Below are 24,697 nucleotides of genomic sequence, written 5' to 3'. Positions count from 1 at the left end.
GCGCCGGTAGGTCCGGTAGGTCCTTGCGGTCCCTGTGGTCCCTGAGCACCAGTTGCGCCGGTAGGTCCGGTAGGTCCTTGCGGTCCCTGTGGTCCCTGAGCACCAGTTGCGCCAGTAGGTCCGGTAGGTCCTTGAGGTCCAGCGGGTCCCTGCGCACCGGTAGCACCAGTTGCGCCGGTAGGTCCGGTAGGTCCTTGAGGCCCAGCGGGTCCCTGAGCGCCGGTAGCGCCAGTTGCGCCAGTAGGTCCAGTAGGTCCCTGAGCACCGGTAGCACCAGTTGCGCCGGTAGGTCCGGTAGGTCCTTCAGGCCCCTGAGGCCCCTGTGGTCCCTGAGCGCCGGTAGCGCCAGTAGGTCCAGTTGGTCCCTGAGGTCCGGCAGGTCCCTGAGCACCGGTAGCACCAGTTGCGCCAGTAGGTCCTGTTGGTCCCTGAGGTCCGGCAGGTCCCTGAGCGCCGGTAGCACCAGTTGCGCCAGTAGGTCCAGTCGGTCCCTGAGCACCGGTAGCGCCAGTTGCGCCAGTAGGTCCGGTTGGTCCAATTGGTCCCTGAGCACCGGTAGCACCAGTTGCGCCTGTTGGCCCAATTGGTCCCTGAGCGCCGGTAGCGCCAGTTGCGCCAGTAGGTCCAGTCGGTCCCTGAACGCCCTGAGGTCCAGCGGGTCCTACAGGTCCCTGAGCGCCGGCAGGTCCTTGAGGTCCGGCAGGTCCCTGAGGTCCTGTTGGGCCAATTGGTCCCATAAATCCTCTAGGTCCCTGAGGTCCGGTTGGTCCTGAGAATCCTCTAGGTCCCTGGGGTCCGGTTGGTCCTACGAAGCCTCTAGGCCCCTGGGGACCAGGACAGCCTCTAGGCCCTTGAGGTCCTGTTGGGCCGCAGCAACCGCAGCCGCGGTTATCGTCCCAATTTCTACAATTACTCATTATAGTTCCCTCCTGTTAAGGTTTAATATTGTGGTTTTCTTATCCGCGTAGTTAGCTGTAGAGCGGTAATCATAACATAAAGGGTTCTTGCAATCCTTTATAGTTTATGATATGTGCTTTATATCAAGTTTGTTAGAAACTTAATAATCCTGATAGTACCCAAATATTCGCAGAAAAAAGCCGCTCCGCTGATTCCAATCAGCAGGGCAGCTTTATGGTACTTTAAGAGCTGCACTCCCGCAGCGTACTCGATCCGTCATGAATAATAGACGCTGTTTTTGATAGCGTCAATCAATGCATTGAGCCCCAGTTCATTGCAATCATTGATCAGCCCCATAACAATAAATTTGCCCAGGGATTTTTTTGTTCCTGCCAAATCATTGATATTAAACATCCGGATGGTTTCTTCAATGAGCTCGGCAATTTCCTTATTTGCTTCGTTTTTATGAGTGAAGCTTACAAATAATTTCTGAAGTTCTTTGACCACCTGTTCATTTGCTCCTCTTGCCACCACATTCAGCACCTGTATTTCTTCCTCGGCTTCCTTTGGAGGATCTTCGCTGATGACCTTCCCGTCACCTGAAAAGCTGAGCTGAAGATTTGTGTCCCCTTTGTCTTCTGCAATGCTTTCCCGGATTAATTCATAAGCCTGGAGGGTAAAGTCATCATTGGCTGAAAGAAAGGTATAGATTTTTCCAGAACAGCTCTCAAAATGAATGCCCTTTGTATCTCTCCTTTTCCCATACCGGTAAAACCAGGAGGCCAGGTATAAGGCAAGAACCGCCAGCATACCAATGATACTGATGAGATTAGGGCCTGATAAGGCTATGAAGAACAGGAGCAGCGAAAGACGGACCGGAAAGCTTTCCTTAGGCCCATCCCCCATCCATACCCGGGAAATGGCGGATGTTTTTATCATATGGTTTTCCCATCTGACGGTATTTCCTTCAATAATCATAGTAGAGTCTTTAAATACCATATTCTTTTGACTTGTCATGAGATTCCCCCTTATATAATTTCACTGTTCATTTTCTATAATAAATGCAGCAAGGACGGGATTTGTAATCATTACAGTGCCTACCGTATCAAATCCCATGACTTCTATGCGTATGCTGTAGTTGCAGCATTCAGAGGCCATTGAGTCGAAGTCCCAGGCAGTTAATGAAAACGGGTTGGTTTCAGTGCTTTCTTCACTTCTTGTGAAAATGAAGCCAGATCCAACGGGAAACGGATTGGTCTGATTTTTTTCTTGTTTAAATAATTGAAATTTAAGGTGCATCCTTGCACCGGTTGTGGCAATGATGCAGGAAAAGTTAAAATGCATGGAAAAGTTCTTATATCCAGAGGTATTAAGATTGATGGAAGCTACCGTGTAAACAGCATTTTTATCTGTATTTTCCGGCAGAAAAATGCCTCCGGAAGAAGAACCTTTCAGCATCATCTTGTTTGGAGCAGAAACCACCTCCGGGCTTTCAGGTTCAGGAAGACTTTGTACCATTAACTTTTGATCGCACTGTCTGGACGGAACAGGGCGAGGGTTCCGGTTGGACGTATTGCGATATGGATTATTCCTGGGATAAGGCATACCAAATAAGCAATGATTCATGTCCACAGCTCCTTAAATGAAAGCTCATAGATAGAGCATTCAGTAAAATTACCAAATACCCTATCTATGAAAGAAGTTAGTTTATGCAGCTATTTGTATCAAAATCTCCAATTAATAGCAGTCTGCGTTATCTACAACGATTGCAGAAAGAGTAGCGTTGTTGATAGCAGTAACACCAACTGTAGCAACACCAGCAACAGTAGCAACTACGCTGTAGGTGCAGCAGTCTTCGTCACAGATATCGCAATCGCATACGAAGAAGGAGAAGGTATTGCTGTCTGTAACTGCTACAAGCCGGGCAAATGTCCAGATCGGTCCTACTGGAATAGGAACAAGCTGGCCTCTACACTGTTTGAACACCTGGAAGTTAAGAGTAATAACTGCTGCGGTGGTTACAACGTTGCTGGCAAATTCAAATTTAATACATGGGTTCTTTAAGCCTCTTGTATCTACGCTTACAGTTGATAAAGTAAAGGTAGCGCCTGCAACAGTGGCTAAAGGAAGAGTTACAGCTCCCTGGCTTCCGCATTTTAACACTGATCTGTTTGGTCTTAGGTATTTTTTCTTGCGTTCACATGTGCAGCTGCAGTTGCATGTGCAATCCTGCTGACACTCGTCACAATCGCATTCGCACATTCTCATATCTTGATCCATCATGATGTGACCTCCATTTTGCTTAATAAGTTAGGTTGTTTAATTATACCTTCTTGGTATACTATATTATATTAAAGAGAAAAGATTGTGCTACACCCCGTGGGCAATATTACCGTGGTATAGGAGGACGGGATCAGTTTCCGTAAATTTTAGCTGTTGATAAAAATAATCAGGAAGTTTTGCCGGTATTGTACTATAATATGATTTAACTGGAAGAAAACCAATGAATCAAGCTTAAGCAGAAATGGAGGATACAGAATGTCAACTGCAATTATATGTATTATTTTAGCTGTACTTTGCTTCTTTGGAGTGAGAAGTACTATAAAAAGGACGAAATACGGATGCTGCGGAGGCGGAGGCGGCGGTGAAGAAAAGAAGATTAAGGTGGCTGATAAAGATATTTCCAATTACCCTTATTCAAGCACCATAGAGGTAGATGGAATGACCTGCGGAAAGTGTCAAAACAGAGTGGAGAACGCTTTTAACAGCCAGGAGGGAGTGTATGCTTCGGTGGATCTGGATAAAAGACAGGCAGTGGTCCGCATGAAAAACCAGATGTCCGAGGACCAGTTGAAAGAGATCGTAAGAAAGGCAGGCTATATGCCGGGAGCCGTAAAATAAATGAAACAGGCATAGATAAAACCGGCATGGCACATCAGGCTATACCGGTTTTATCTATTTCATGGTTGATGCAGAGGTGCTCAAATTTCCTTCTGGCGTTTATTTGCGCCGTTTCACAAAAGCCGCAACGCCCGTAACGGCAACGACTACGATAGCGGCAACAACAATAACAGCAGGGTTCATGGTATATCCTCCTTTCGTATTTTTGTAGTTTTATTTGGAAAGCAGACCATTTGCTTTTTCACAAATTTCGTAAATCTCGTCATACTTTCCGTCAATCAAAGGCGTTACTTTGTCCGCCTTCTTCTTGCTGATATGGACATAGCAGAAATAAGGGATTATCCAGCCGACAAAACCGGGAATGGCCAGAATAACCATTAGAGGAAGCATATTTGCTAAATACGCGAATACCGAGCCGGCCATGAAAGCGGTGCCGGTTACTCCTATTACATAAGCGGCCGTAGCTGCGGTAATGACCTTTGAATTTTCCAGCGCAATGATTTCATTTACGCAAGCGTCAAACTGCCGCTGCAGACGGGTTAGCTCCGCTTTATTGCGGATTTTCCGGTCACGTTTTAGTTTCAGAGTAACCGCGCCAACCTTTTGCATGGGGTGGGAAGTTCCCTCCAAAATCCAGCCAAAATTGGTGCAGCCGTCAGTGTATACCGAAACCAGGTCATTTTTAACTGTCACATCTTTATATTCATAGCCGACAAAATCATTAACGCCCGTAATTGTTTCATTCACCATAATTACTCCTGTTCTTTGTCCTTGCTGCCGCTCTGCATCCCGGTTTCGGGACTATGCTCGTCTGGAGTCAAAAAAGCATCAACAAATTCATTCTCGATTTTTTTGTATCTGGTCACAACCGTATCTTCTATTTTCTTATAGCCGGATACCACGCCGGTTTCGATTGCTTTATAACCGCCAACCACGGCTTTTTCAATTTTCTTTTGGGTTCCCATAATTCTATTCATAAAATCACCTCCTGTTTAAGCTGTTTTAATCCCTTTGATAAGCGGGATAAGTGAAAGCAATGCAATGATACCGGCTATGCCAATGACGATACCCAAGACCATCTTTCCCCACACCATTGCAAGGCACATGCCAACACCCAGTACAAGTGCACCTGATACACCCAGGATGCCGGTCAGGATTGTTTTCCCGTTTAAACGTATTGGGTATTTATGCTCCATCCTGCGCCATGTGATCAGTGTCGCAAGCAATACAGCCAATCCGGCACACCCCATCACCACACCCGGCTTAAATGCGTTCCATTGAGGCAGTAAACTCATGCACATGCCAATGGCAGTTAAAATACCTCCGATTGTTCCCATAATCATTGCTATAAAGCTGCTTTTTTTCATTTCCTTTATCTCCTCATTTTGTTTTGATACTCATACTTTACTTTGTTGTTGTTTATAAAATAATTGGAAATTGTTTGCAAAATATTAAAATAGAAAACCGGCGGTCATCCCGTAAGGGGAATAAACGCCGGTTTCTTCCTGATATGATGTTAATAATTCAAAGGGATAGTCACCGTGAATGTACTGCCCTTTCCGGGCTCACTGGTAACTTTCAAATGTCCTCCTGATTTCTCAATGACCCTGTAAGCAAGGGCAAGCCCCAAGCCGTTACCCTCGACGGAATGGGAAGTATCGCCTTGATAAAATTTGTCGAAAATATGCCTCATGGTATCTTTGCTCATGCCGCAGCCTGTATCAGAAACGGAAACGGTTATGCTGTCATTGTCAGAGGTTTGCACCAAAGCAACCCTGCCTCCCGGTTCCGTGAATTTAAGCGCATTGGAAAGCAGGTTTTGCCATACAATTTCCAGCATACCTGCGTCTGCCCGTATCATTGCCTTGTCCTCAATATCAGCGGTAAAATCAATGTCTTTTTCTTCCCATAGATTTTCAAACTGCAAAGCACAATCACATAATTGCTTGCATACGTCATAAGGCTCTTCCGGTAAGGTAATATCCTGGTTGTCCAGCTTATTAAGCCGCAGGATGTTTACAACAAGAGTATTCAGCTTTTGAGAGGCCGTAATAATGGTATTGCTGTAGTCTTTTCGTACCTCCTCCGGCAGACTGTCATTTTGCAGGGCGGCGGCGTAATTCTGAATGATAGACAAGGGAGTTTTGATTTCATGGGAAACATTAGCGATAAAATCATTGGTCAAGGTTTCTATGCTTCCCAGTTCCTCAACCATTTTATTAAAATCCATATACATGACATCTACATAGTCGTATTTGTCCGAAGTGTGAATTGGCTCCAAGTATATGGAAAAATCACCCTCGGCTACTTCTTTTGCTGCTTTGCTCACTTTCCGCATAGGTGCATCAAACTTGCGGCGTATCTGGCTGTGAGTGATCAGGATAAAAGAAGCAGATACAAGCCCCCAATAGCCCAGCATACCAAAAATATATTCTATGGGCATGGTTCCGAAGTCTATATATTCAGCATAAATCAGCCATTGACCGGCTGAAAGGACAAGCAAAACAAAATAGGTTATGAGATAGGCTTTTATGGAAAAATGTATGGATTTAACGCGTTCATCCGGCCGCTCTTTATTTTTCTTCATTTAAGCACCGCCTTATATCCAAGCCCGTGAACCGTGACAATCTGAAAACCATCACAAACTGAAAACTTATCTCTCAATTTTGTAATATAAACATCTACGGCGCGTAAACTGGTATCACTGTCGATTCCCCAAAACTCATCCATGAGCTGAGCGCGGGAAAATGTCTTTTTGGGATAGGACAGCAGCTTGAACAGGATATTAAACTCACGGACAGTTACGGGGATTTCCTCATCATGAATGCTTGCTGTAACTGCGTCGGCATCTAAGGTGAGGCTGCCGACAGTCAGTTTTTTCTCGTCCATAATATTTGCACGGCGCAAGAGTGCGGCAACCCGTAATATAACCTCGTCTAAATTGACGGGCTTAACCATGTAATCATCAATCCCGGCGCGAAAGCCCTTTTGTTTGGACGCAATATCATCACGTGCCGTCATAAATAGAATGGGGATGGTTTTATTCAAAGAGCGCACTGTTTCAGCAAATTCAAAGCCATCGATCTCCGGCATCATAATATCGGAAATAATCAGATCATACAGGCTGTTATACATTAAATCGTAAGCTTCATTGGGATTAAGACAGCCTTTTGCGGCGTATCCGTTGTCAGAAAGATAAGCGCATACGATTTGATTTAGTTTTATATCATCTTCTACCACTAATATATTTATCATTATCAAACCTCCCGGATAAAGAAAATTAAATTATTATATCATGATGTTGTTTGAGAATTGTTAAAGCCTCTGTTTTAATAACTCCTTTCATCTATATTGCATTACAATATTGCAATACCTTTATCAAAATTATACTGCTGATAAACGAAGTTTACAAACTATTATAAAATCCCAGGCCCAGCCGGACAAAGGAAAAGGGATTGACCGGATCGGGGAAATGCAATAGAATAGAAGGCGAGGTGAAAAAAATGACAGAAGGTGCATTGGTTTTAGAAGGCGGTTCTTTAAGAGGCGTATTTACAGCCGGAGTATTGGACGTATTTATGGAAAAGGGAATCAGCTTGTCTTATGTAAATGGTGTTTCTGCCGGTTCCATGGCCGGAATGAGCTATGTCAGCGGCCAGATCGGGCGGACCATTAAAGTCGATTTGGATTATGTCAGAGATAAACGGTTTTTAAGCTTCCGGAATATGGTGAAAAACCGTTCCATTTTTAATTTTGATTTTCTCTTCGGGGAGATCAGTGAAACCCTGGTCCCCTTTGATTATGATAGTTTTTGGAAATCTTCTCAGAAGTTTGAGGTGGTTGCCACCCGTTGCAAGACGGGAAAACCGGAGTATTTTGAAAAAAGCTCCAGTGATGATTTCATCAATGCGGTAAAGGCTTCCAGCAGCATTCCCATCCTTTCCGGAATGGTCAATGTCAATGGAAAGAAGTATTTAGATGGCGGCTGTTCCATGCCCATTGCCTATGAGAGGGCCATTGATTTAGGATATGAGAAAATCATTTTGATTCTGACCAGGGAAAAGGGGTACCGGAAGCCGTCTCTTGATAAATGGACAAAAAAAGGGTATGAGCGTTATTTTGCTCCTCTGCCTGAGTTTTTAAAGGCCTTGAAAGAGGTTCCGGACCGGTATAACCGGATGCAGGAGGAAATTGACAAGCTGGAAGAGGACGGAAGGATTTATGTGATCCGTCCGGATAAGCATGTGACGGTACAGAGGACAGAACAGGATAAGCGGAAGCTGGAGGCCCTTTATGAGGACGGGAAGCGTCTGGCAGAAGAGAATCTGGAAAAATTAAAGCATTATCTGGAAATTTCAGAGTAAGGGATGCCTTGCGGGAAGGAAAGACGGTATAGTTTATGAGCATTTATGATACATTGAATCCAATGCAGAAGGAAGCGGTACTTCACACGGAAGGCCCGCTTCTTGTGCTGGCAGGGGCCGGGTCGGGAAAGACCAGGGTCCTTACCCACCGTATTGCTTATTTGATAGAAGAAAAAGGGATTAATCCATGGAATATCCTGGCAATCACCTTTACTAACAAGGCAGCGGGAGAAATGAGAGAGCGTGTGGACCGTCTGGTAGGCTTTGGTGCCGACAGCATATGGGTCTCCACCTTTCATTCCTCCTGTGTCCGCATTTTGCGGCGGCATATTGAAAACCTTGGTTATACCACCAATTTCACCATCTATGATTCTGACGATCAGAGAACCCTGATGCGCCTTGTTTTAAAGACTTTGGACATTGATCCCAAGCTTTATAAGGACAGGGCCATGCTGGGGCTTATTTCCACGGCAAAAAATGAATTAATAACAGCCGAGGAGTTTGAAAAAAATGCTTCCTCTGATTTCCGGCAGAAAAAAGCAGCTTCGATCTATAAGGAATACCAGAGTCAGTTGAGGAAGAACAATGCTCTGGATTTTGATGACCTGATTATGAAAACCGTACAGTTATTTCAGCAAAATCCGGAGATACTGGATTATTATCAGGAGCGGTTTAAATATATCATGGTGGATGAGTACCAGGATACCAATACGGCCCAGTTTCAATTGATCAGTCTGCTGGCCGGAAAACATAAAAATCTCTGTGTGGTGGGAGATGATGACCAGTCCATCTATAAATTCCGGGGGGCCAATATTGAAAATATTTTAAATTTTGAAAAGGCTTATCCAGGGGCAAAGGTGATTAAACTGGAGCAGAATTACCGTTCCAGCCAGAGCATATTGAATGCGGCCAATGAGGTGATCCGCCATAACAGGGGACGGAAGGACAAGACCCTTTGGACTGCCAATGATGAAGGCCCATTGGTACAATTTAAGCAGTTTGAAAATGCCTCTGAGGAAGCGGAGGCCATTGTACGGGATATATTAAACAGCGCTTCTGATTATCAGGACAATGCAATCCTTTACCGGACCAATGCCCAGTCCCGTCTGCTGGAAGAAAAATGCCTTCAGCACAATGTTCCTTACCGCATGGTAGGAGGTGTAAACTTCTATCAGAGAAAGGAAATCAAGGATGTGCTGGCTTACTTAAAGACTATTGCCAATGGAAGAGACGATCTGTCGGCTTTGAGAATCGTTAACGTTCCAAAGCGTGGCATTGGAGCCACCAGCCTGGGAAAAGTGCAGGCATTTGCATCGGAACACGATTTTTCCGTTTATGATGCCTTTTGCCGGGCAAAGGCTGTGCCGGGACTGGGAAAGGCTGCGGACAAAATTCTTGGCTTTACGGCTCAGATTGAGGATTTCCGGGGAAGGCTGGAAGAAGAGGTATATTCCATCCATGATCTGATTGAAGATGTTTTGGATGAAACGGGATATTTAAAGGAGCTGGAAGCAGAAGGGGAGATTGAATATCAGACCCGTCTGGAAAATATTGAGGAATTAATTAATAAAGCGGTCAGTTTTGAGGGGGAGCATGAGCATCCCGACCTCAATGAATTTTTAGAAGAAGTGGCTTTGGTGGCTGATGTGGACCGTATGGATGAGTCGGAAAACAGAGTGACCCTTATGACCCTACATAGTGCCAAGGGGCTGGAATTCCCGCGGGTTTATTTAAGCGGAATGGAGGATGGATTATTCCCCAGCATGATGTCCATATCTTCAGATGATAAGGAAGATGTGGAAGAGGAACGGCGTCTTTGCTACGTTGGAATTACCAGAGCGCAGCAGTATCTGATGATGACAGGGGCGAGACAGCGAATGGTCAACGGGGAAACCAGGTATTCTAAAGTAAGCCGCTTTATAGAAGAAATTCCGGCACATCTTCTGGATTCTTCCAAGCTGGAATCCAGACTTTTCTCCTCCCGGAGCTCTTCTGATTTTGATGACAGTGCATTGCCCTGGGGCGGAGGGAAAAGTACGGAACGGTCTCTTGGAGTCAACCGGTTCGGGCCGGATCACGGCGGTGCAGCCAAGCCTGCTTTTGGAAAGGCTTTTACAGTGGAAAAGGCCAGCTCCCTGGATTATAAGGAAGGGGACCGGGTCAGACACATGAAATTCGGAGAAGGCCAGGTCATGGAGATCAAAGACGGCGGAAGAGATTATGAGGTGACTGTACAGTTTGATCAGGCAGGAGTAAAAAAGATGTTCGCTTCCTTTGCGAAGCTGAAGCTGGTGTAAAAGAATGAAGTGGTATGATTTATTTACAAAATTTATAAAATTTATAAAAAAGGGCAAAAATGATAGTAAAATAGTCAATATAATGGTATAATAACTGCGATAGGCAGAGAGACTAAAACTTTGCCGGAAGGTAAGGAAAAATGCCTTACAGCATATTTAAAGCTTTGAAAAAAGGCAAAAAAAGAAAGCAGGGCTCTCAGAAAGGACGTGGACACATGAACAGATTTGATGCAATGAGCAAGGAAGCGATGAGCAAACTGGAAGATATGATAAATTCAAGCAGAGTGAACGAATTGCTTCATAGGAGGGAACAGGAAGAAAAGAAGAAAAACTGTATCCTTTGGGTATTGGCTATCATAGGTGCAGTGGCAGCAGTGGCAGGAATTGCCTACACTGTATACCGTTTCTTCACACCGGATTATCTGGAAGACTTTGAAGACGATTTTGATGATGACTTTGACGATGATTTTTTTGAAGACGATCAGCCGGGCGAAGGTTCTGAAGAGTAAAATTTGCATTTAAAACCAGCAAAAGCGTGCCTCAGAAAGTGAGACACGCTTTTTTGCCTGAAAATTAATATAGAGCAGGATAGGAGTCAGAAACGTGAAAAAGGGTGAGATATACGAAGGTACAATAGGAAAATTTGATTTCCCGGATAAAGGAGTTATTGAGCTTCCTGAAGGAAAAATTGCGGTAAAGCACAGCCTTCCCGGTCAGAAGGTAAGGGTTATGATCAATAAGAAAAGAGGCGGGAAGTGCGAAGGACGGATTCTGGAGATGTTGGAACGTTCTCCACTGGAAACAGCGGAAAATCCATGTCCTCATTTTGGGAACTGCGGAGGATGTACGTATCAGACTATTCCATATGAAGAGCAGCTTAAGATTAAAGAGCAGCAGGTGAAGGCTCTTTTAGATGGGGTCTGTGAGGATTATGAGTTTGAGGGTATTAAGGGCAGTCCCATGGAGGATCGGTATAGGAATAAGATGGAGTTTTCCTTTGGGGATGAGTATAAAGATGGGCCTCTTGCGCTGGGAATGCATAAGAGGGGGAGTTTTTATGATGTGGTGACCACTGAGGACTGCAGAATTGTTCATCCGGATTTTTGTTGTATTTTAAAAGGGGTAAAGGAGTATTTTGAAGTTAGGGGAATTGGATTTTATAAGAAAATGCAGCATACGGGATATCTGCGTCATTTACTGGTGCGCAGGGCTGTGAAGACAGGGGAAATATTGGTGGATCTGGTGACTACGACTCAGGAAGATCTGGATTTGAAACCGTTTGCGGATATGCTTTTGGGGCTTGAATTGGAAGGGAAAATTGTTGGGATTTTGCATACATTTAATGATAGTCTGGCTGATGTTGTGAAAAGTGACAGGACTGATATTTTGTATGGGCAGGATTTCTTTTATGAAGAGCTTTTGGGGTTGAAATTTAAAATATCACCTTTTTCTTTCTTTCAGACGAATTCTCTTGGGGCAGAGGTTTTGTATGAGAAGACCAGGGAGTATGTGGGGGAGACGAAGGATAAGGTTGTGTTTGATTTGTATAGCGGGACTGGGACTATTGCTCAGATTGTAGCTCCTGTTGCTAAGAAGGTAGTGGGAGTGGAGATTGTGGAGGAGGCTGTGGAAGCGGCACGGGAGAATGTGAAGGTTAATGGGTTGGAGAATTGTGAGTTTATTGCTGGGGATGTGTTGAAGGTGATTGGGAATCTTGAGGATAAGCCTGATCTTATTATTCTGGATCCGCCTAGGGATGGGATTCATCCGAAAGCGTTGGGGGCGATTATTGATTTTGGGGTGGATAGGATGGTGTATGTGTCTTGTAAGCCTACCAGTTTGGTTAGGGATTTGGTGGTTTTGCAGGAGAGAGGGTATAAGGTGGAGAGGGTTTGTTGTGTGGATATGTTTCCTTCTACGGCTAATTGCGAGGTCTGCTGTCTTTTAGAAAAGGTTTAGTAATATAAATTTTGGGGAATTACAGGGAAATACAGAAGTTTTTGTAATATATTTCCTTTTTCTTGGATTTTTGGTATAATAAAATACTATATGGAAAAATAAAATATTGCTAATGTAATTGCAGAATGGAGTGTTTATGAAGTTAAAGTTACCTTCTCGTTATGAAGATATAGATACAACTTATAGAGGACGGTTACTTCCAAATTCAGAGTTATTGGATCTCGTCAATACAGGAAGAAAGTCTATGCAAATCAGTGGAGGAATACGTTTTTTACCTATTTATGGAAATAGTGGATCTGGGAAAAGTTGTGCTACACATGAAATTAGTACACATCTTCCAAGTACCTATGTTTTTTCACTTGATAAAGAGGAAATAGAGAATAGAGAAAAATTAATGTATCGTATTGAATTAGAAAGCATGAAATCACACGGAAAAATGCTAATTGGGATTGTTGATCAATACGAAGAAAATGTTAAAGGAAGGGAAAAAATACCAACTCAATTTGTAGAACATCTTAGTCTGATAGATCGGAGTGAACTAAGAACAATACCAATGATATTTATATGGTTAACTACAAATAGAGACTTTAGAGAAGATTTGGTAAAAGCTACTACTAGAAATAGAAGAATTTTATTAAAAAAAGATTTTGATATTATAGGTCCATCAAAAGATAAATGGCATTCTATCATAGAAGAGACATTTTCATTTCATAATGAAGGCCAAGCATTAGCAGATTTTGAGATTATACAATCAGATATATTGAAAGTGACAGACGAAAATGATACTTTAGGAGATGCTATTGAGGAAGTTGGCAGCTTATTGGCAAGATTTACTGATAATATCCAAAATCTATCAGAATATCAAGTTATTCTTATGTGGCCAGTAGCTGATTCTCTGCGGAATCAGCGGGTGCTCTCATTTTCGAAACCTAGAGAAGGATATAAACTGAATTGGGATATTTGGTATAATGAATTAAATGCTGAAGACCGAATGCAATTACCATTAAGGGAATTGAATAGAGCGAGATTATATTTTGATGTACGTATAATTCCTGTTAGAGCAGCAGACCTGTATAAAATGTGTATGGAATTGGATAATCCAGAGTATGAAATTGCACCTACATATTTAGACCGCTTTCAAAAAACACATTTTTTTCATGTTTTATTGGATCGATGGGATTCTTACGATTATAATCCAGTTAGAGAAAGAGAATCTAAAAGATCTCGAGAAGCAGCAGAGTGGTATAGCTCCGTCACAAATAAGCCAACTTTAATAGGAAAAAGAATTGCAAGTGCTATTAGGCAATGTGGGTTAAGTGCAGAATATGAAAAAACATTATCCTCGCCATATAGTTCAGTGCGTGCTGATATATATATGTTACGTAAGGAGTCAGTAAAGTCAGGAGTTATTATTGAGTTGAAAGCTTTTTCTTCAGAAAATACAATGCCTTCTTCCATTAAAGATGCTATTAAAGTTACACTTAAGCGGCATGCGCAATTTGCTGGATTTTTGCAACGACAATAAAGCCGTAATAAATATAAATTGGAAAAGTAAATTCTATATGTGTATGAAATGATAGTAGACATAGAGATTATATTTTCTATCGAAATTGCTAAGGCTAAAGCCCTCGGTATGCTGAGGGTTTTATAGTTGGTAGTTTTTACTTTTATTAAATAATACAACAATAAATCAGCGTTATTATGTTATTGTCAGAATAGATGATTTGTGACAAAGAAAGGATGAGCGTCGAAATTATTGAAAATATAAACTGACGCCAAGGAAGGAGTGGGTACGATTGTCATCCGAATTACAGCAACAAGGAATGTGGAATCCATAGTCCTGTTGCAAAAGAAAATGGGTTAAATTATAAAAGAAAAGTAATAGAAACCCACGATAATTGAGGACCTGAGAGTGAAAACTTTCACGTCCTTTTTTATTCTGAAAATCCATGAGGTTACTCATTTTATATAGATGTCGGAGAAATGTTTTATGAAAAAGGTTATAGTCATACCACCTAAATTACAAAAATATAAGAAATTGAAAGTTGCAGCATATTGCCGAGTTAGCACATTGAGTCCAACTCAGAGACGTAGTCTTGATTATCAAATTAAGTCCTATACAAAAATGATTACAGAGAATCCGGATTGGATTTATGATGGTATATTTTATGATGTAGGAAAAAGCGGTTTAAGGAGGAGTGGAAGAACTGGATTGGATAAGATGTTAAAGAAAACAGAAAAAGGGAAAATTGATTATATCATAACAAAATCAATTAGCGGAATATCGAGAGATACTGTTGAAGTTTTAAAAATAGTAAGATATTTGAGAGAGAGGAGAATAAACATGTATTTTGAAAATGAAAATTTAGATTCCATTAGATTGGATAAAGAATTTGAAATTACACTTAGGAGTATGATTGCGCAGGAAGAAAGCAGAAACACCAGTGAAAATATTCAGTGGGGATTTCAACGTAAATTTGAAAAAGAGAATATATTTACAAAGTACAAAAATTTTATGGGATACACCTGTATTGATGGTGAAATTGTCATCGTTCCAGAGCAAGCTGAAGTTGTAAGAAAAATGTTTGAATTATATTTGCAAGGAAAAACATTTGGACAAATAAAAAGGTATTTGGAATCTATGAATATAAAAACCGTTACTGGCAATGAGCAATGGGATACAACTACAATTCAAAAAATGCTTAAAAACGAAAAATATAAAGGGGATACCTTACTTCAAAAGACCTATACAGAAGATTTTATGACAGGAAGAAAAGTAAAAAACACAGGACAGAGAAAACAGTATTATATAAACAGAAGTCATCCGGCTATTGTTTCAGATGAGGTGTTTGAGAGGGTTCAGAAAGAAATGACTAAGCGTGCGAGAGTGATCCGTCATGAAGATGGCACAGAAGGTTTAAGCACTAACAAATATAATGGCAAATATCTTTTGGGAAATCTACTGGTGTGTGGCGACTGTGGAGCTTCGTATCGAAGAAGAACTGAAAGAGAGATAGTTGTTTGGAGATGTGCAACCAGAATTGAAAAGGGAAAAGAAGCGTGTTTGGAATCACCGACTGTAAAAGAAGAGTGGATTAAGGAAAGACTGACTTCTATGGTTTCTGGAGAATTATATGATGAAAATATTATAAGAGAAAAGGTTGAGCAGATTTGTGTTTATCAGAAACACTTAGTTGTGAAAGGAAAAAATGATATTGAATGGATAATTCAAATTTAAGTGTATGAATATATTATCTGTTATTTTAAAGGTAAATGAAAGCGTGTAGGTGATACAAAATAATTGGTGTATAGATAAGATTAATACTAAATATAGTTTTAGGGCTTGTGAAAATCATCTCACAAGGGTATTATTGAAATAATAATGTTATTGGTATTTGCTTTTTAATGGAGAGAAGTGTACTCTATGAATAAAAGAACTTTAAAAAGTATAAAATTTTCAAAATTAATGAGTATGATAGTGAGGTGTTAATATGCCCAATAATGTAATAAATCCTCTGGTAGGTGAAATTAAAAGTATTCTTGATATTGCAAGAAGTAATGTAGCAAAAGTTGTGAACAGTGAATTGATAGCCTCCTATTGGAAAATAGGAGAAATTATTGTTCGTTATGAACAGAATGATAGTATTAGGGCAGAGTATGGGGAACAAACATTAAAACAGTTGTCTAAGGAATTGACTAAAGAGTTTGGAAGAGGATTTTCCAGATCAAACCTCCAAAATATGAGGGCGTTTTATTTAAACTATGACATTTGCCAGTCAGTGACTGGCAAATTGAGCTGGACACATTATTGTGAGTTATTAAGCATTTCAGACAAAGATAAACGCAGTTTTTATGAAAAAGAGACAATGAATTCAAACTGGTCAGTAAGGGAAATGAAAAGGCAGATAAACACATCTTTGTATGAGAGGCTACTACTTTCAAAAGGAGATATTAATAAACAGGAAGTATTAAAATTGGCGGCTAAAGGGATTGAGTTGGCAAGGCCTTCTGATATGATTAAAGATCCATATGTATTTGAGTTTTTGGGTTTACCGGAAAATAAGCCTGTTATGGAAAGTGATTTGGAAAAAGCACTTACAGAGCAGATAGAAAAGTTTTTACTTGAATTGGGACGGGGATTCATGTTTGTTGGTACACAGCAAAGAGTAACTATAAATAATACCCACTATTATGTTGACATGGTATTCTATAATAAACCGCTGAAGTCATATGTGCTGATTGAACTGAAGACGACAAAGCTTATGCCAGAGGCAGCAGGACAGCTAAATATGTATTTAAATTATTATGAAAATGAAGTTAATGATGAAGACGATAATAAACCGATTGGAATTATTTTGTGTACGGATAAAGATGCATTGACTGTTGAATATGCTCTTGGTGGTTTATCAAATAATATATTTGCATCGAAATATACCTATTATATTCCGGATAAAGAGAAGCTAATTGCTGAAGTTGAGAAGATTGTGAGGAAGTGGAATGACTAAGAACAGGCAGAAAATGAAGTAAAGTATAAGATTTCTTTGAAGATGTTAAATGAATTGTTAGAACAAGGACTAATTACAAAGGAAGAATATGATGAAATAAACATTTTGAATCTTGAAACTTTTTCTCCTAAATTAAAAGATTTATATATTTAAAATATATTCTTTACTAAGTGGAAACTAGCTACAACAGTTATCAGAATTTCAGTAATAACATTGGAAATATGGACAGCTTGTATGGTGCACCAGTTGGTGGCGGAGATATAGTGGAAAGTTGGAGGAGAATAATTTGAAAGATAGAAGTGCAGTTAATACCTTAAAGGGCTATTTCTATCAATTTGATTTTACTATTTTGCAGTTGTTGAAGCTAGAACATATAACAGATAAAATAATGGTAGAAGGAATTGAAGATGTTGATATATCATCGGCGGATAGTAAAATAGCTATTCAATGTAAATATTACGAAAGTACTGAATATAACCACTCTGAAATATCAGAAGTTATAAAATATCTACTAATGGATTTTGCAGAGAGAAAGAATATTTTCCCATTGTGAGAGAAAGTTATAAGCTACATTTGGCGGCTCTTTATCAATATTTGGGTGGGATTCTTTGAATCCTGCTCCATTCTCATCTTAAGAAATATTTCGATGGTTTATTATACTGTATGTTGCTTTGGGAGATGCAAAATAAGCTTTCATGTCCCGACCGTTTTCATATGAGGTACAATGAAGTATCCGAAAATGTAAACGTTAAATAGGGTTACCCTTCTCCAGTAAAATAAAGAGGATTGGTTTTCAGGTTAATTTAATAAATGAGGAAAATTTGACTTCCGTTTAAAAGAGGTACTAAACATGATATTATTCGAAAATAAGGAATATGATCATTTTTTTAATCCACTCTGTTATAAAAATAAAAGAATATATTATGATTGTATTTTACAGTTGATTGAAAAATCAAAGACAGTTTCTTTGCTTTATGAAGCCGATGCTAAAGACAGTATCATTTTGTATCTACGTAATTGTTCCTATGCGTTAGAAGATGAGTCGGAGAGCAGCGATGAAAATATTAGCAGCAAAAAATCTGAAACAGAAAATGCCAGTGCGATATTGCGATACTTTCGATCATGCAGTTGGATTTCTAAACAAGAAATTGGGCGTAACGGAGATAACATTGCTTCTGTTACACCATATTGCAGAAAAATGATAGATGCCATCCAGCGGATTTTTGAGCGAGATACCAGTGGTGCATTGACAAATCATATCTTTGCTATTTACGATACATTGAAGTCAGCTCTGGATGCAGATCATGGGCGTACACATCGGCCTTATACCAACATCCTGGTGCCGCTTGTAGATAATATCTCAGATTTAAAGAATGAACTTCAGATTCTGAAAGATAGCATTCGTACAATTATGCGAATTGTTATTAAGATGACAGAAGTTAATACTTTTGGTCAGTTTTTAATTAAAGATGAGATGATGAACTTTTTTTTTAATGACTATTTTTTTATAAAGAAGGATGGGTTAATACCTGGCTATATAGCAGAGATTGAGAAGATGTTCCGGCAGGTTATGAATACGGATGTATATGAAAATATGGTTCATGAGTATCAGAACTTAAAGCATGTGAATGAAAATGAAGCAAGAGAAATTATTGACATGCAATTTACTGAGACACAGGGATTCATTAATTATGATTATGTGAAAGAAATGGATTACATAGATAAAAAGATTAATATCTATTATAACTTGTACTCTACCAGAATGCTGATAGTGCTTAGTAATAATACGAATATGCAGACTTATTTAGATGATTTGCTAATGCTGCTAAAGGGCATGGAGCTGGAAGAACGACAGATAGTTCTCAGTGAGGTTTCTAAAAGCTTTCAACTGATGTCCTATAAATATATTGGCAGGAAGTCAATTGAACGGAGAAAAAAACGGCGTCCCAATATTAAGAGCGGTGCAATAGTGACGAGCTCTTTGTCTGATGATGAGAAAGCAAAGCTGACACAGGAACTACTGCATAAATATCCGGAACGATATAGTGCCAGTCAAGCTGCTGATTATTTTGAACGATTATTTGATGGGAAAAAGTCGATTACCATCAGCGAGCAGAGTATACAAAGCAGAGATGATGCCATGATGATGGCAGCAAGTATCATGTATTCCAGTTCGGAGGAGTTCCCGTTTGAAGTGGAATTTTTAGAGGGAATGATTGAGACAGAGGTTGCCACAATTAGTAACATCAGAATAAAAAGGAAGAATTAGATGAGTGAGATCAAACTAAATATATCAATTCAAGAGGAAAATATTGTATTGTTTAAGCGGTGTATACGCAAGCTTTTGGAGTCTACGTTTATTGTGGGTGAAAAGGATGAAAAACTGTATGCATTCATCTCAAGAGAATCGAATCGGCAGGATATATCGGATTATTTACGGATAATGGGATTTGATGTATTTCTGGATGATCATGTGAGAATTGCAATGTTGAAAGCACATGAGGCAGATGAAGAAGCTGTAGGCCTAAAAAGAGCAAATGTAGTAACTTTTACCAATGAGCAATACCATCTTCTTTTGGTGTTTTGGGAAGTGTATTTGGAGAATCTTGGATATAATCAAGAGAATTTGGTGTTGCGGGGAGATCTGATTGACAAGATTAAAGCTTATGAGATTGACATAGACAATAGAAAATTTGCTGCAGCAATGGAATTATTTAAACGTTATAATTTAATTGACTTTGATATAAAGGATAGAACGGAAGATGCCATTATTACGCTGTATCCTTCTCTTCAATTCGGCTGGGATATAACACAGTTTCAGACAGTGGCATCAGAGTATATGGAGAGTGGTGAAAGTATAGCAGAACAGGAGGAAGACGAAGAGGAGGACGATGAATGATAATCTTGAAATCTGTTCGCTTGGTAAATTGGTATGGTTTTAATAATATAACGGTTCCGATTGGCGATTTTTCTTTGATTGCAGGAAAAAATGGCAATGGTAAATCGGTATTATTAGATGCTATTAAGTATGCACTATATGGAGACACTGTTTTTAACAAATCCACTGAGAATAAAGGAAGTAGAACGTTATCTTCTTATACAAGAGGATTATTGGATGCAACAGCGGGAACATACATGAGGCCTGCGGACTCATATCCCAATGTTTACACCCACATTGTGCTGGAAATGTCTGAGACAGAGATGGGGAAAACTTTTGTGCTTGGTACTGTTATAGAGACAAATTCAGCAAATGGGCTTATCACAAACAGGTATATAATAGAAAATATAAAAGTAATTGACTTTGACCATGTATATGAAGAAAATGGTTTGTCGATGCCATATGGCAGTGGTGGATTACAAGAAAAATATAACATTAGAATGTTAGAAGCAAAAGATGGTATTGCAAAGTTTTTGCAGCGGACAGGCCTGCGATTAAATGAGCAGCAAACCATAGCCTTCCGCAGAAAGCTGCGCAGTATCATGTCTTATGATCCCAATGCAAAAATAGACAGATTTATACGTGAAAGTGTATTAGAAGAAAAAAAGGTTGATTTTTCAAAGCTGGTAGAGGCTAAAAATAATATAAGCATACTAAATGCAACCTTTGAGAAAATTGATGCAGAGATAATAGAACTTGATGAAATCTTAGTAATATTTAATCAACTGCAGAACGCAAGGAACGTCATTTTATCAGATGATATAAAAATTAATTATAAAAAAATGCTTGGACTTAAAAAAGAGATTGAGAACGCTGCCAAATTGATTGACATAGCAGAAAGACAATTAGAGAAAGACTTGCGAAAACTGGAACTGATTAAAGGAAATGAGAAAGAGATTCAAAAAAGATTAAAAAAGGTGGAAGATAGTCTTGATGAAATGGACTGTACAAAAGCGATTCGTGCAGCACAGGAACAATTAGAGATACTAACCTTACAGAAAGAAAAATTAAATCAAGAAACAAAAAAGGTAGATGATTTCCAAATAAAGATAAGTGAATTACTTAACTGGTTTTATGAAGAAAACATCACTGTTAATGATAATCGCATATTATCTTCACTTACCACAACAGAATACACATCTGTTGAGAAAACCAATAGTATAATATCCTTTCTGGAACAGATACGTACAGAAAGGGATAACATATTTGCATCAATTACAAGACTGCAAGATGAAGAGAATAAAAATCGTTTGATGCAGGCACAGCAACAAAAAATTATTGATGATTGTAATGCAATGAAAACCACATTTTCGGAGATTCCAGATTATGTGGCACTGAGGGATGAAATCAATAAGGAGTTTGTAAAAAGGCATATTGACTCAGAAGCTAAATTCGCCTGTGAGTATGTACTTGGACTAAGGGATGAAAGCTGGCGTGATGCGATAGAGGCTTTTCTGGGAGCCAGGAGATATACTATATTAGTGGATCCGGATCACTATGATATTGCAGATGATGTATTAAATTCAACCAAATACAAGTATGCTCACTTATTTAATACCAAATTATTAATGAAAAAGAAACTTACACCGGAAGAAGATTCAGTCGTTCGATTTATTGAAGTGAAAAATTCTGTGGCAAAACAGTATTTTCAATATCAACTGGGACGAATGCATGCAGTTGCAAAGGATCAGGTTCGGAATTATGAAAATGCTGTATCGAAGGAAGGCAGAGTATCTGTAGCAATGGATAGTTTTTACCTGCGGTTTGACAAAATTCGTTTTTATTGCCTGGGGCAGGAAACAATAAAATTAAACCTGATCCGTGCTGAAAAGAAGTTACAGGCATTACTTGATGAGGGAGGAAGACTGAGGGAACAGAAACAGATTACTGAACAGAAAAAGATCTACTTAGAGACTGCACAGGGACACTTTGGCAATTATAATTTTGATGCACATGAAATGTATAGAGATATTTTAATAAAACATGAAGTAGCAGCCATTGAATTGAATAATTTGAAACAGGCTCAAGAGAATAATACAGAATACATGGAATTAAACCAGTTGTATGTGAAATATACAGAAGAACTTGAAGCGAATAGCAATGAACGCATTACAGTTCAGGAATCTCAAGTGAATATGCAGACTCAACTTAAGGTAAATGAGGAAAGAAAGATAGAAAAGATAGAGGAGATGGAACGATATGCGAGTTATTCAAAAAAATATCAGATAGAAAACTACGATGTCTATAAAAAATCCATAGAAGCCTACAATAAGTTTATTGCTAATGGAAGAACGGGGTTGGGAGGTACTTTAAAAGATCGTGAACGTGCGGAACGTGATAGTAAAAAGAGTGAAAAAGACCTGACTAGTGCACAGGCAGCCTATAATGCACGACGTAGCCCAGAAAACAGATTGCCTGACGGGGAGGACAGACGTGATGCATATGAGGCAAGAAAAGCAAAAATATGGATGGACGACTTTCAGGAAATTAAAGAGAAACTCAGCGACCAGACCAGACGTTATGAGGAAATATTTAAGAATGAGTTTGTTCTTACAGTACTAAAATTCTGCGAGAGTGCAAGAGATGATTTGAAATTAATCAATGCTGAGCTTTCCAGACTGAAATTCAAAGCCAAGTATGAGTTTGAGGTCGAGTATGTAAAAGATGGCTCTGATTATGAGCAAATTCTGGAATATGCCAGATATTTGAAAGAACGGGAGTCTTTAGGAACGATATCTGGGCAAAGAACACTAATGATTACTACGGATTTTTCAGATGAGCGTGGAGAAGAATTAGAAAAATGCATCCGAAAAATTATCAACAGTATTATTGATAATAATAATAAAGAACGTATTGAACAGTATGCAGATTATCGGAATTATATGAAGTATGAGATTTTACTGACAAATAATGTTCTAAATAAGGCGAAATTGTCAAGACAGTCCGGTTACAACTCGGGGGCTGAGGTACAGATTCCGTATATGTTAATCTTATTATCAGCGTTACTTTTGATATACAATGATAAACGGAACTCTACCAGGCTGGTCTTTATTGATGAGCCATTTGCAAAAATGGATCCGAGTAATGTGAAAATTATGCTTGATTTTATGAGAACACAGAAGTTGCAAATGATTTTTTGTGCACCAGATAAAACGGAGTTGATTGGCAATGAATGTAATGTCATTCTTCCTGTACTTAGAACGCAAGCAGATTTGATGGAGATAGGAATTATTGAAATTCATGAAGGAGCGAATAATTTTGAAATGGGAAGAAAAAATTCTTGAATACTTGGTAAATAATTATCGCAGCAGCAAAAAGGATGCCGGCAGTAATAAGATTAATCGAAGAACTCAGGTTAAACCTGAAAAGTTATATAAGAAGTATAGGGCAAATGACGGAGATTATGACATTATTAATGCAATAAATTGTACAGTAGAGTTGCTTTCTCAAAAGGGCTTTTTGATCTATGATCAGGAAACGTTTGGGACGCAGCTCAAGTGTATCTATCTTGTTGATGAGAAAATAACGCAAGTGGAGGAATATTTGCATCAAACATTTGGTTTTGTATCTAAGGAAATGAAGAAGGAAGCCGTACAGATGATCATTGATAAATATTCTGGTTTATCAGCAGCATGCACTGTGGAATGTGACCTTTTACAACAGGATTTGAAACGCAATAAAATTTCGGCTAACTATGAAGAACTTCCGCCAATATTAGATGCTCTTGTATTTATTGAAAACAATCAAACGGAATTGTTCGTTAGAGAAGCATCGATGAAGATATACGGAGATTCAAAATATTTTGAAATTAATACTCTGGCTTCGGTTTGTCAGCGACTTCGCAAATTGAGAAATAAGCCTTGTGATTCAGAAGAATTTTTAGATGAGATATTAGTTGAATATGGAATAAAAAAAGAAACTCAGAAATTGTGTCTTAAGGGGAAATTTATGATATCGGTTAATGGAAAAGAACTTGATTTCAGTGTATTGGATGAGGGAATCGAGTTGGATGCCAAATCTCTTGAAAAAATTGACCATATTAAGATTGCCGCAACTAAATTTATGACAATTGAAAATAGGACTTCTTACCTGCGTTATTCAGCTCCTGATACAGTTACATTCTATCTGGGGGGATATGCAAATCGTTTTCAACGTGATTTTATAAAAAAGGTGTATGAAGATAACCATGATTTGGAATATCTGCATTTTGGAGATATTGATGCAGGAGGATTTTGGATTCATCATAATCTGTCTGAAATTACAGATGTTAAATTCAAGCTTTTTTGTATGACGGGAGATGTTCTTTTGCATAAGGGTTTTAAACATTGCTTGCATCCATTAACAGACACAGACATTATACGATTACAAGAATTGAAACGATTGGATCCATACGCTGATACGGTACGCTATATGCTTCAGTGTAATGTAAAATTGGAGCAGGAAATTGTAAGTTTAGAATTGATGAAGATAGGCGGTTTGTTGATGAGGAAGTTAAATGAAACATGATAAGAAACAAATTATAAATACTCGCAGCAATGCGGCTGCGTTTTTAGTGTTTTCGATGCAATCAGATGTGGATTCTATTGAAGTTCGATATGAAGATGAGAATCTATGGTTGAAATAAAAGATGATGGGGCAATTATTCGAGGTTTAAGAACGCCTGAGTTTTGGGAGTAAAAAACTACCCATTACCAAAATCCTCAACAACAAAATCGGACTACTGCCCGAAATTTAGGCGCTTACCATAAAAATACACCTTCCAATTTTGTCAGAAATGGAAGGCATATTGTAAAATATCAGGCACAAGTATAGCCCCGCCAAATCTACTTTTTTTAT

21 protein-coding genes and 2 pseudogenes are annotated in these 24,697 nt (G+C 39.3%); 14 read left to right on the top strand and 9 right to left on the bottom strand.

The features are described from left to right. The 4 genes and pseudogenes from V7M78_RS17565 to V7M78_RS17550 form a co-directional block, all read right to left on the bottom strand. Window positions 1-917: pseudogene (locus V7M78_RS17565) on the bottom strand (collagen-like protein); the annotation flags it as partial. Between the two features lie 256 nt (window positions 918-1,173). After that, entirely contained in the window at window positions 1,174-1,914 is a 741-nt protein-coding gene (locus V7M78_RS17560; RefSeq protein WP_333651668.1) for a hypothetical protein, read from the bottom strand. 21 nt (window positions 1,915-1,935) lie between these two features. Continuing rightward, the gene (locus V7M78_RS17555; RefSeq protein WP_333651667.1) at window positions 1,936-2,523 is read right to left on the bottom strand and encodes a DUF4489 domain-containing protein; all 588 of its coding nucleotides are present in this window, start codon (window positions 2,521-2,523) and stop codon (window positions 1,936-1,938) included. Window positions 2,524-2,634: 111 nt separating this feature from the next. After that, entirely contained in the window at window positions 2,635-3,060 is a 426-nt protein-coding gene (locus V7M78_RS17550) for a DUF4489 domain-containing protein (protein ID WP_333651666.1), read from the bottom strand. Window positions 3,061-3,435: 375 nt separating this feature from the next. Here V7M78_RS17550 and V7M78_RS17545 point away from each other — a divergent pair, with 375 nt between their 5' ends. Continuing rightward, window positions 3,436-3,798: a heavy-metal-associated domain-containing protein gene (locus V7M78_RS17545; protein WP_333651665.1), complete on the top strand. Its 363-nt coding sequence runs from the start codon at window positions 3,436-3,438 to the stop codon at window positions 3,796-3,798. 213 nt (window positions 3,799-4,011) lie between these two features. On the opposite strand, the gene V7M78_RS17540 is transcribed toward V7M78_RS17545, so the two are convergent. From V7M78_RS17540 to V7M78_RS17520, 5 genes are all read right to left on the bottom strand, one after another. Continuing rightward, window positions 4,012-4,548, bottom strand: a complete 537-nt coding sequence (locus tag V7M78_RS17540) for a hypothetical protein (protein WP_333651664.1) — start codon at window positions 4,546-4,548, stop codon at window positions 4,012-4,014. A gap of 2 nt (window positions 4,549-4,550) precedes the next feature. Further along, the gene (locus tag V7M78_RS17535; RefSeq protein WP_333651663.1) at window positions 4,551-4,775 is read right to left on the bottom strand and encodes a hypothetical protein; all 225 of its coding nucleotides are present in this window, start codon (window positions 4,773-4,775) and stop codon (window positions 4,551-4,553) included. Window positions 4,776-4,790: 15 nt separating this feature from the next. Then, window positions 4,791-5,165, bottom strand: coding sequence for a hypothetical protein (locus tag V7M78_RS17530; protein WP_333651662.1), 375 nt, complete (start codon window positions 5,163-5,165; stop codon window positions 4,791-4,793). A gap of 149 nt (window positions 5,166-5,314) precedes the next feature. Beyond that, window positions 5,315-6,385, bottom strand: coding sequence for a HAMP domain-containing sensor histidine kinase (locus V7M78_RS17525; RefSeq protein ID WP_333651661.1), 1,071 nt, complete (start codon window positions 6,383-6,385; stop codon window positions 5,315-5,317). Beyond that, window positions 6,382-7,053, bottom strand: a complete 672-nt coding sequence (locus V7M78_RS17520; protein ID WP_333651660.1) for a response regulator transcription factor — start codon at window positions 7,051-7,053, stop codon at window positions 6,382-6,384. Before V7M78_RS17520 ends, V7M78_RS17525 begins: the two co-directional genes overlap by 4 nt. A 248-nt stretch (window positions 7,054-7,301) precedes the next feature. Here V7M78_RS17520 and V7M78_RS17515 point away from each other — a divergent pair, with 248 nt between their 5' ends. The 13 genes and pseudogenes from V7M78_RS17515 (at window position 7,302) to V7M78_RS17460 (ending at window position 24,367) form a co-directional block, all read left to right on the top strand. Then, a complete protein-coding gene (locus tag V7M78_RS17515; protein WP_333651702.1) occupies window positions 7,302-8,162 on the top strand; it encodes a patatin-like phospholipase family protein in 861 nt (286 codons plus the stop codon). 35 nt (window positions 8,163-8,197) lie between these two features. Beyond that, window positions 8,198-10,459: a DNA helicase PcrA gene (pcrA, locus tag V7M78_RS17510; RefSeq protein WP_333651659.1), complete on the top strand. Its 2,262-nt coding sequence runs from the start codon at window positions 8,198-8,200 to the stop codon at window positions 10,457-10,459. A gap of 215 nt (window positions 10,460-10,674) precedes the next feature. Beyond that, the gene (locus tag V7M78_RS17505; protein ID WP_333651658.1) at window positions 10,675-10,968 is read left to right on the top strand and encodes a DUF4366 domain-containing protein; all 294 of its coding nucleotides are present in this window, start codon (window positions 10,675-10,677) and stop codon (window positions 10,966-10,968) included. Window positions 10,969-11,062: 94 nt separating this feature from the next. After that, window positions 11,063-12,418, top strand: coding sequence for a 23S rRNA (uracil(1939)-C(5))-methyltransferase RlmD (gene rlmD / locus V7M78_RS17500; protein ID WP_333651657.1), 1,356 nt, complete (start codon window positions 11,063-11,065; stop codon window positions 12,416-12,418). Between the two features lie 136 nt (window positions 12,419-12,554). Then, entirely contained in the window at window positions 12,555-13,943 is a 1,389-nt protein-coding gene (locus V7M78_RS17495; RefSeq protein WP_333651656.1) for a hypothetical protein, read from the top strand. A gap of 465 nt (window positions 13,944-14,408) precedes the next feature. Continuing rightward, window positions 14,409-15,656, top strand: coding sequence for a recombinase family protein (locus V7M78_RS17490; protein WP_333651655.1), 1,248 nt, complete (start codon window positions 14,409-14,411; stop codon window positions 15,654-15,656). A gap of 253 nt (window positions 15,657-15,909) precedes the next feature. After that, window positions 15,910-16,923 carry a PDDEXK nuclease domain-containing protein gene (locus tag V7M78_RS17485; RefSeq protein ID WP_333651654.1) on the top strand — a complete coding sequence of 338 codons (1,014 nt, stop codon included), beginning with the start codon at window positions 15,910-15,912 and terminating at the stop codon, window positions 16,921-16,923. A gap of 12 nt (window positions 16,924-16,935) precedes the next feature. Then, window positions 16,936-17,076: pseudogene (locus V7M78_RS21660) on the top strand (SHOCT domain-containing protein); the annotation flags it as partial. 133 nt (window positions 17,077-17,209) lie between these two features. Further along, window positions 17,210-17,476, top strand: coding sequence for a hypothetical protein (locus V7M78_RS17480; RefSeq protein ID WP_333651653.1), 267 nt, complete (start codon window positions 17,210-17,212; stop codon window positions 17,474-17,476). Between the two features lie 297 nt (window positions 17,477-17,773). After that, complete coding sequence (locus V7M78_RS17475) at window positions 17,774-19,192, top strand: Wadjet anti-phage system protein JetA family protein (RefSeq protein ID WP_333651652.1); 1,419 nt, start codon at window positions 17,774-17,776, stop codon at window positions 19,190-19,192. Next, a complete protein-coding gene (locus V7M78_RS17470; RefSeq protein ID WP_333651651.1) occupies window positions 19,193-19,822 on the top strand; it encodes a DUF4194 domain-containing protein in 630 nt (209 codons plus the stop codon). Next, window positions 19,819-23,145 (top strand): SbcC/MukB-like Walker B domain-containing protein, encoded by a 3,327-nt coding sequence (locus V7M78_RS17465; RefSeq protein WP_333651650.1) that lies wholly within the window; start codon window positions 19,819-19,821, stop codon window positions 23,143-23,145. The genes V7M78_RS17470 and V7M78_RS17465 overlap by 4 nt, the downstream gene beginning before the upstream one ends. Further along, window positions 23,120-24,367, top strand: a complete 1,248-nt coding sequence (locus V7M78_RS17460) for a Wadjet anti-phage system protein JetD domain-containing protein (RefSeq protein ID WP_333651649.1) — start codon at window positions 23,120-23,122, stop codon at window positions 24,365-24,367. The genes V7M78_RS17465 and V7M78_RS17460 overlap by 26 nt, the downstream gene beginning before the upstream one ends. Window positions 24,368-24,697: the final 330 nt, after the last annotated feature.

Origin of the sequence: Lacrimispora sp. (assembly GCF_036758025.1) — a bacterium.
GTDB lineage: Bacteria > Bacillota > Clostridia > Lachnospirales > Lachnospiraceae > Lacrimispora.
The sequence above is the reverse complement of the archived record's forward strand: the minus strand, read 5'-3'. Positions and strand labels throughout refer to the sequence as shown.

Excerpts from the sequence above, each read along its gene's own strand:
- V7M78_RS17560 (WP_333651668.1), bottom strand. The coding sequence starts at position 1,914 with ATGACAAGTCAAAAGAATATGGTATTTAAAGACTCTACTATGATTATT.
- V7M78_RS17555 (WP_333651667.1), bottom strand. The coding sequence starts at position 2,523 with ATGAATCATTGCTTATTTGGTATGCCTTATCCCAGGAATAATCCATAT.
- V7M78_RS17545 (WP_333651665.1), top strand. The coding sequence starts at position 3,436 with ATGTCAACTGCAATTATATGTATTATTTTAGCTGTACTTTGCTTCTTT.
- V7M78_RS17540 (WP_333651664.1), bottom strand. The coding sequence starts at position 4,548 with ATGGTGAATGAAACAATTACGGGCGTTAATGATTTTGTCGGCTATGAA.
- V7M78_RS17535 (WP_333651663.1), bottom strand. The coding sequence starts at position 4,775 with ATGAATAGAATTATGGGAACCCAAAAGAAAATTGAAAAAGCCGTGGTT.
- V7M78_RS17530 (WP_333651662.1), bottom strand. The coding sequence starts at position 5,165 with ATGAAAAAAAGCAGCTTTATAGCAATGATTATGGGAACAATCGGAGGT.
- V7M78_RS17525 (WP_333651661.1), bottom strand. The coding sequence starts at position 6,385 with ATGAAGAAAAATAAAGAGCGGCCGGATGAACGCGTTAAATCCATACAT.
- V7M78_RS17520 (WP_333651660.1), bottom strand. The coding sequence starts at position 7,053 with ATGATAAATATATTAGTGGTAGAAGATGATATAAAACTAAATCAAATC.
- V7M78_RS17515 (WP_333651702.1), top strand. The coding sequence starts at position 7,302 with ATGACAGAAGGTGCATTGGTTTTAGAAGGCGGTTCTTTAAGAGGCGTA.
- pcrA (WP_333651659.1), top strand. The coding sequence starts at position 8,198 with ATGAGCATTTATGATACATTGAATCCAATGCAGAAGGAAGCGGTACTT.
- V7M78_RS17505 (WP_333651658.1), top strand. The coding sequence starts at position 10,675 with ATGAACAGATTTGATGCAATGAGCAAGGAAGCGATGAGCAAACTGGAA.
- V7M78_RS17495 (WP_333651656.1), top strand. The coding sequence starts at position 12,555 with ATGAAGTTAAAGTTACCTTCTCGTTATGAAGATATAGATACAACTTAT.
- V7M78_RS17490 (WP_333651655.1), top strand. The coding sequence starts at position 14,409 with ATGAAAAAGGTTATAGTCATACCACCTAAATTACAAAAATATAAGAAA.
- V7M78_RS17485 (WP_333651654.1), top strand. The coding sequence starts at position 15,910 with ATGCCCAATAATGTAATAAATCCTCTGGTAGGTGAAATTAAAAGTATT.
- V7M78_RS17475 (WP_333651652.1), top strand. The coding sequence starts at position 17,774 with ATGATATTATTCGAAAATAAGGAATATGATCATTTTTTTAATCCACTC.
- V7M78_RS17470 (WP_333651651.1), top strand. The coding sequence starts at position 19,193 with ATGAGTGAGATCAAACTAAATATATCAATTCAAGAGGAAAATATTGTA.
- V7M78_RS17465 (WP_333651650.1), top strand. The coding sequence starts at position 19,819 with ATGATAATCTTGAAATCTGTTCGCTTGGTAAATTGGTATGGTTTTAAT.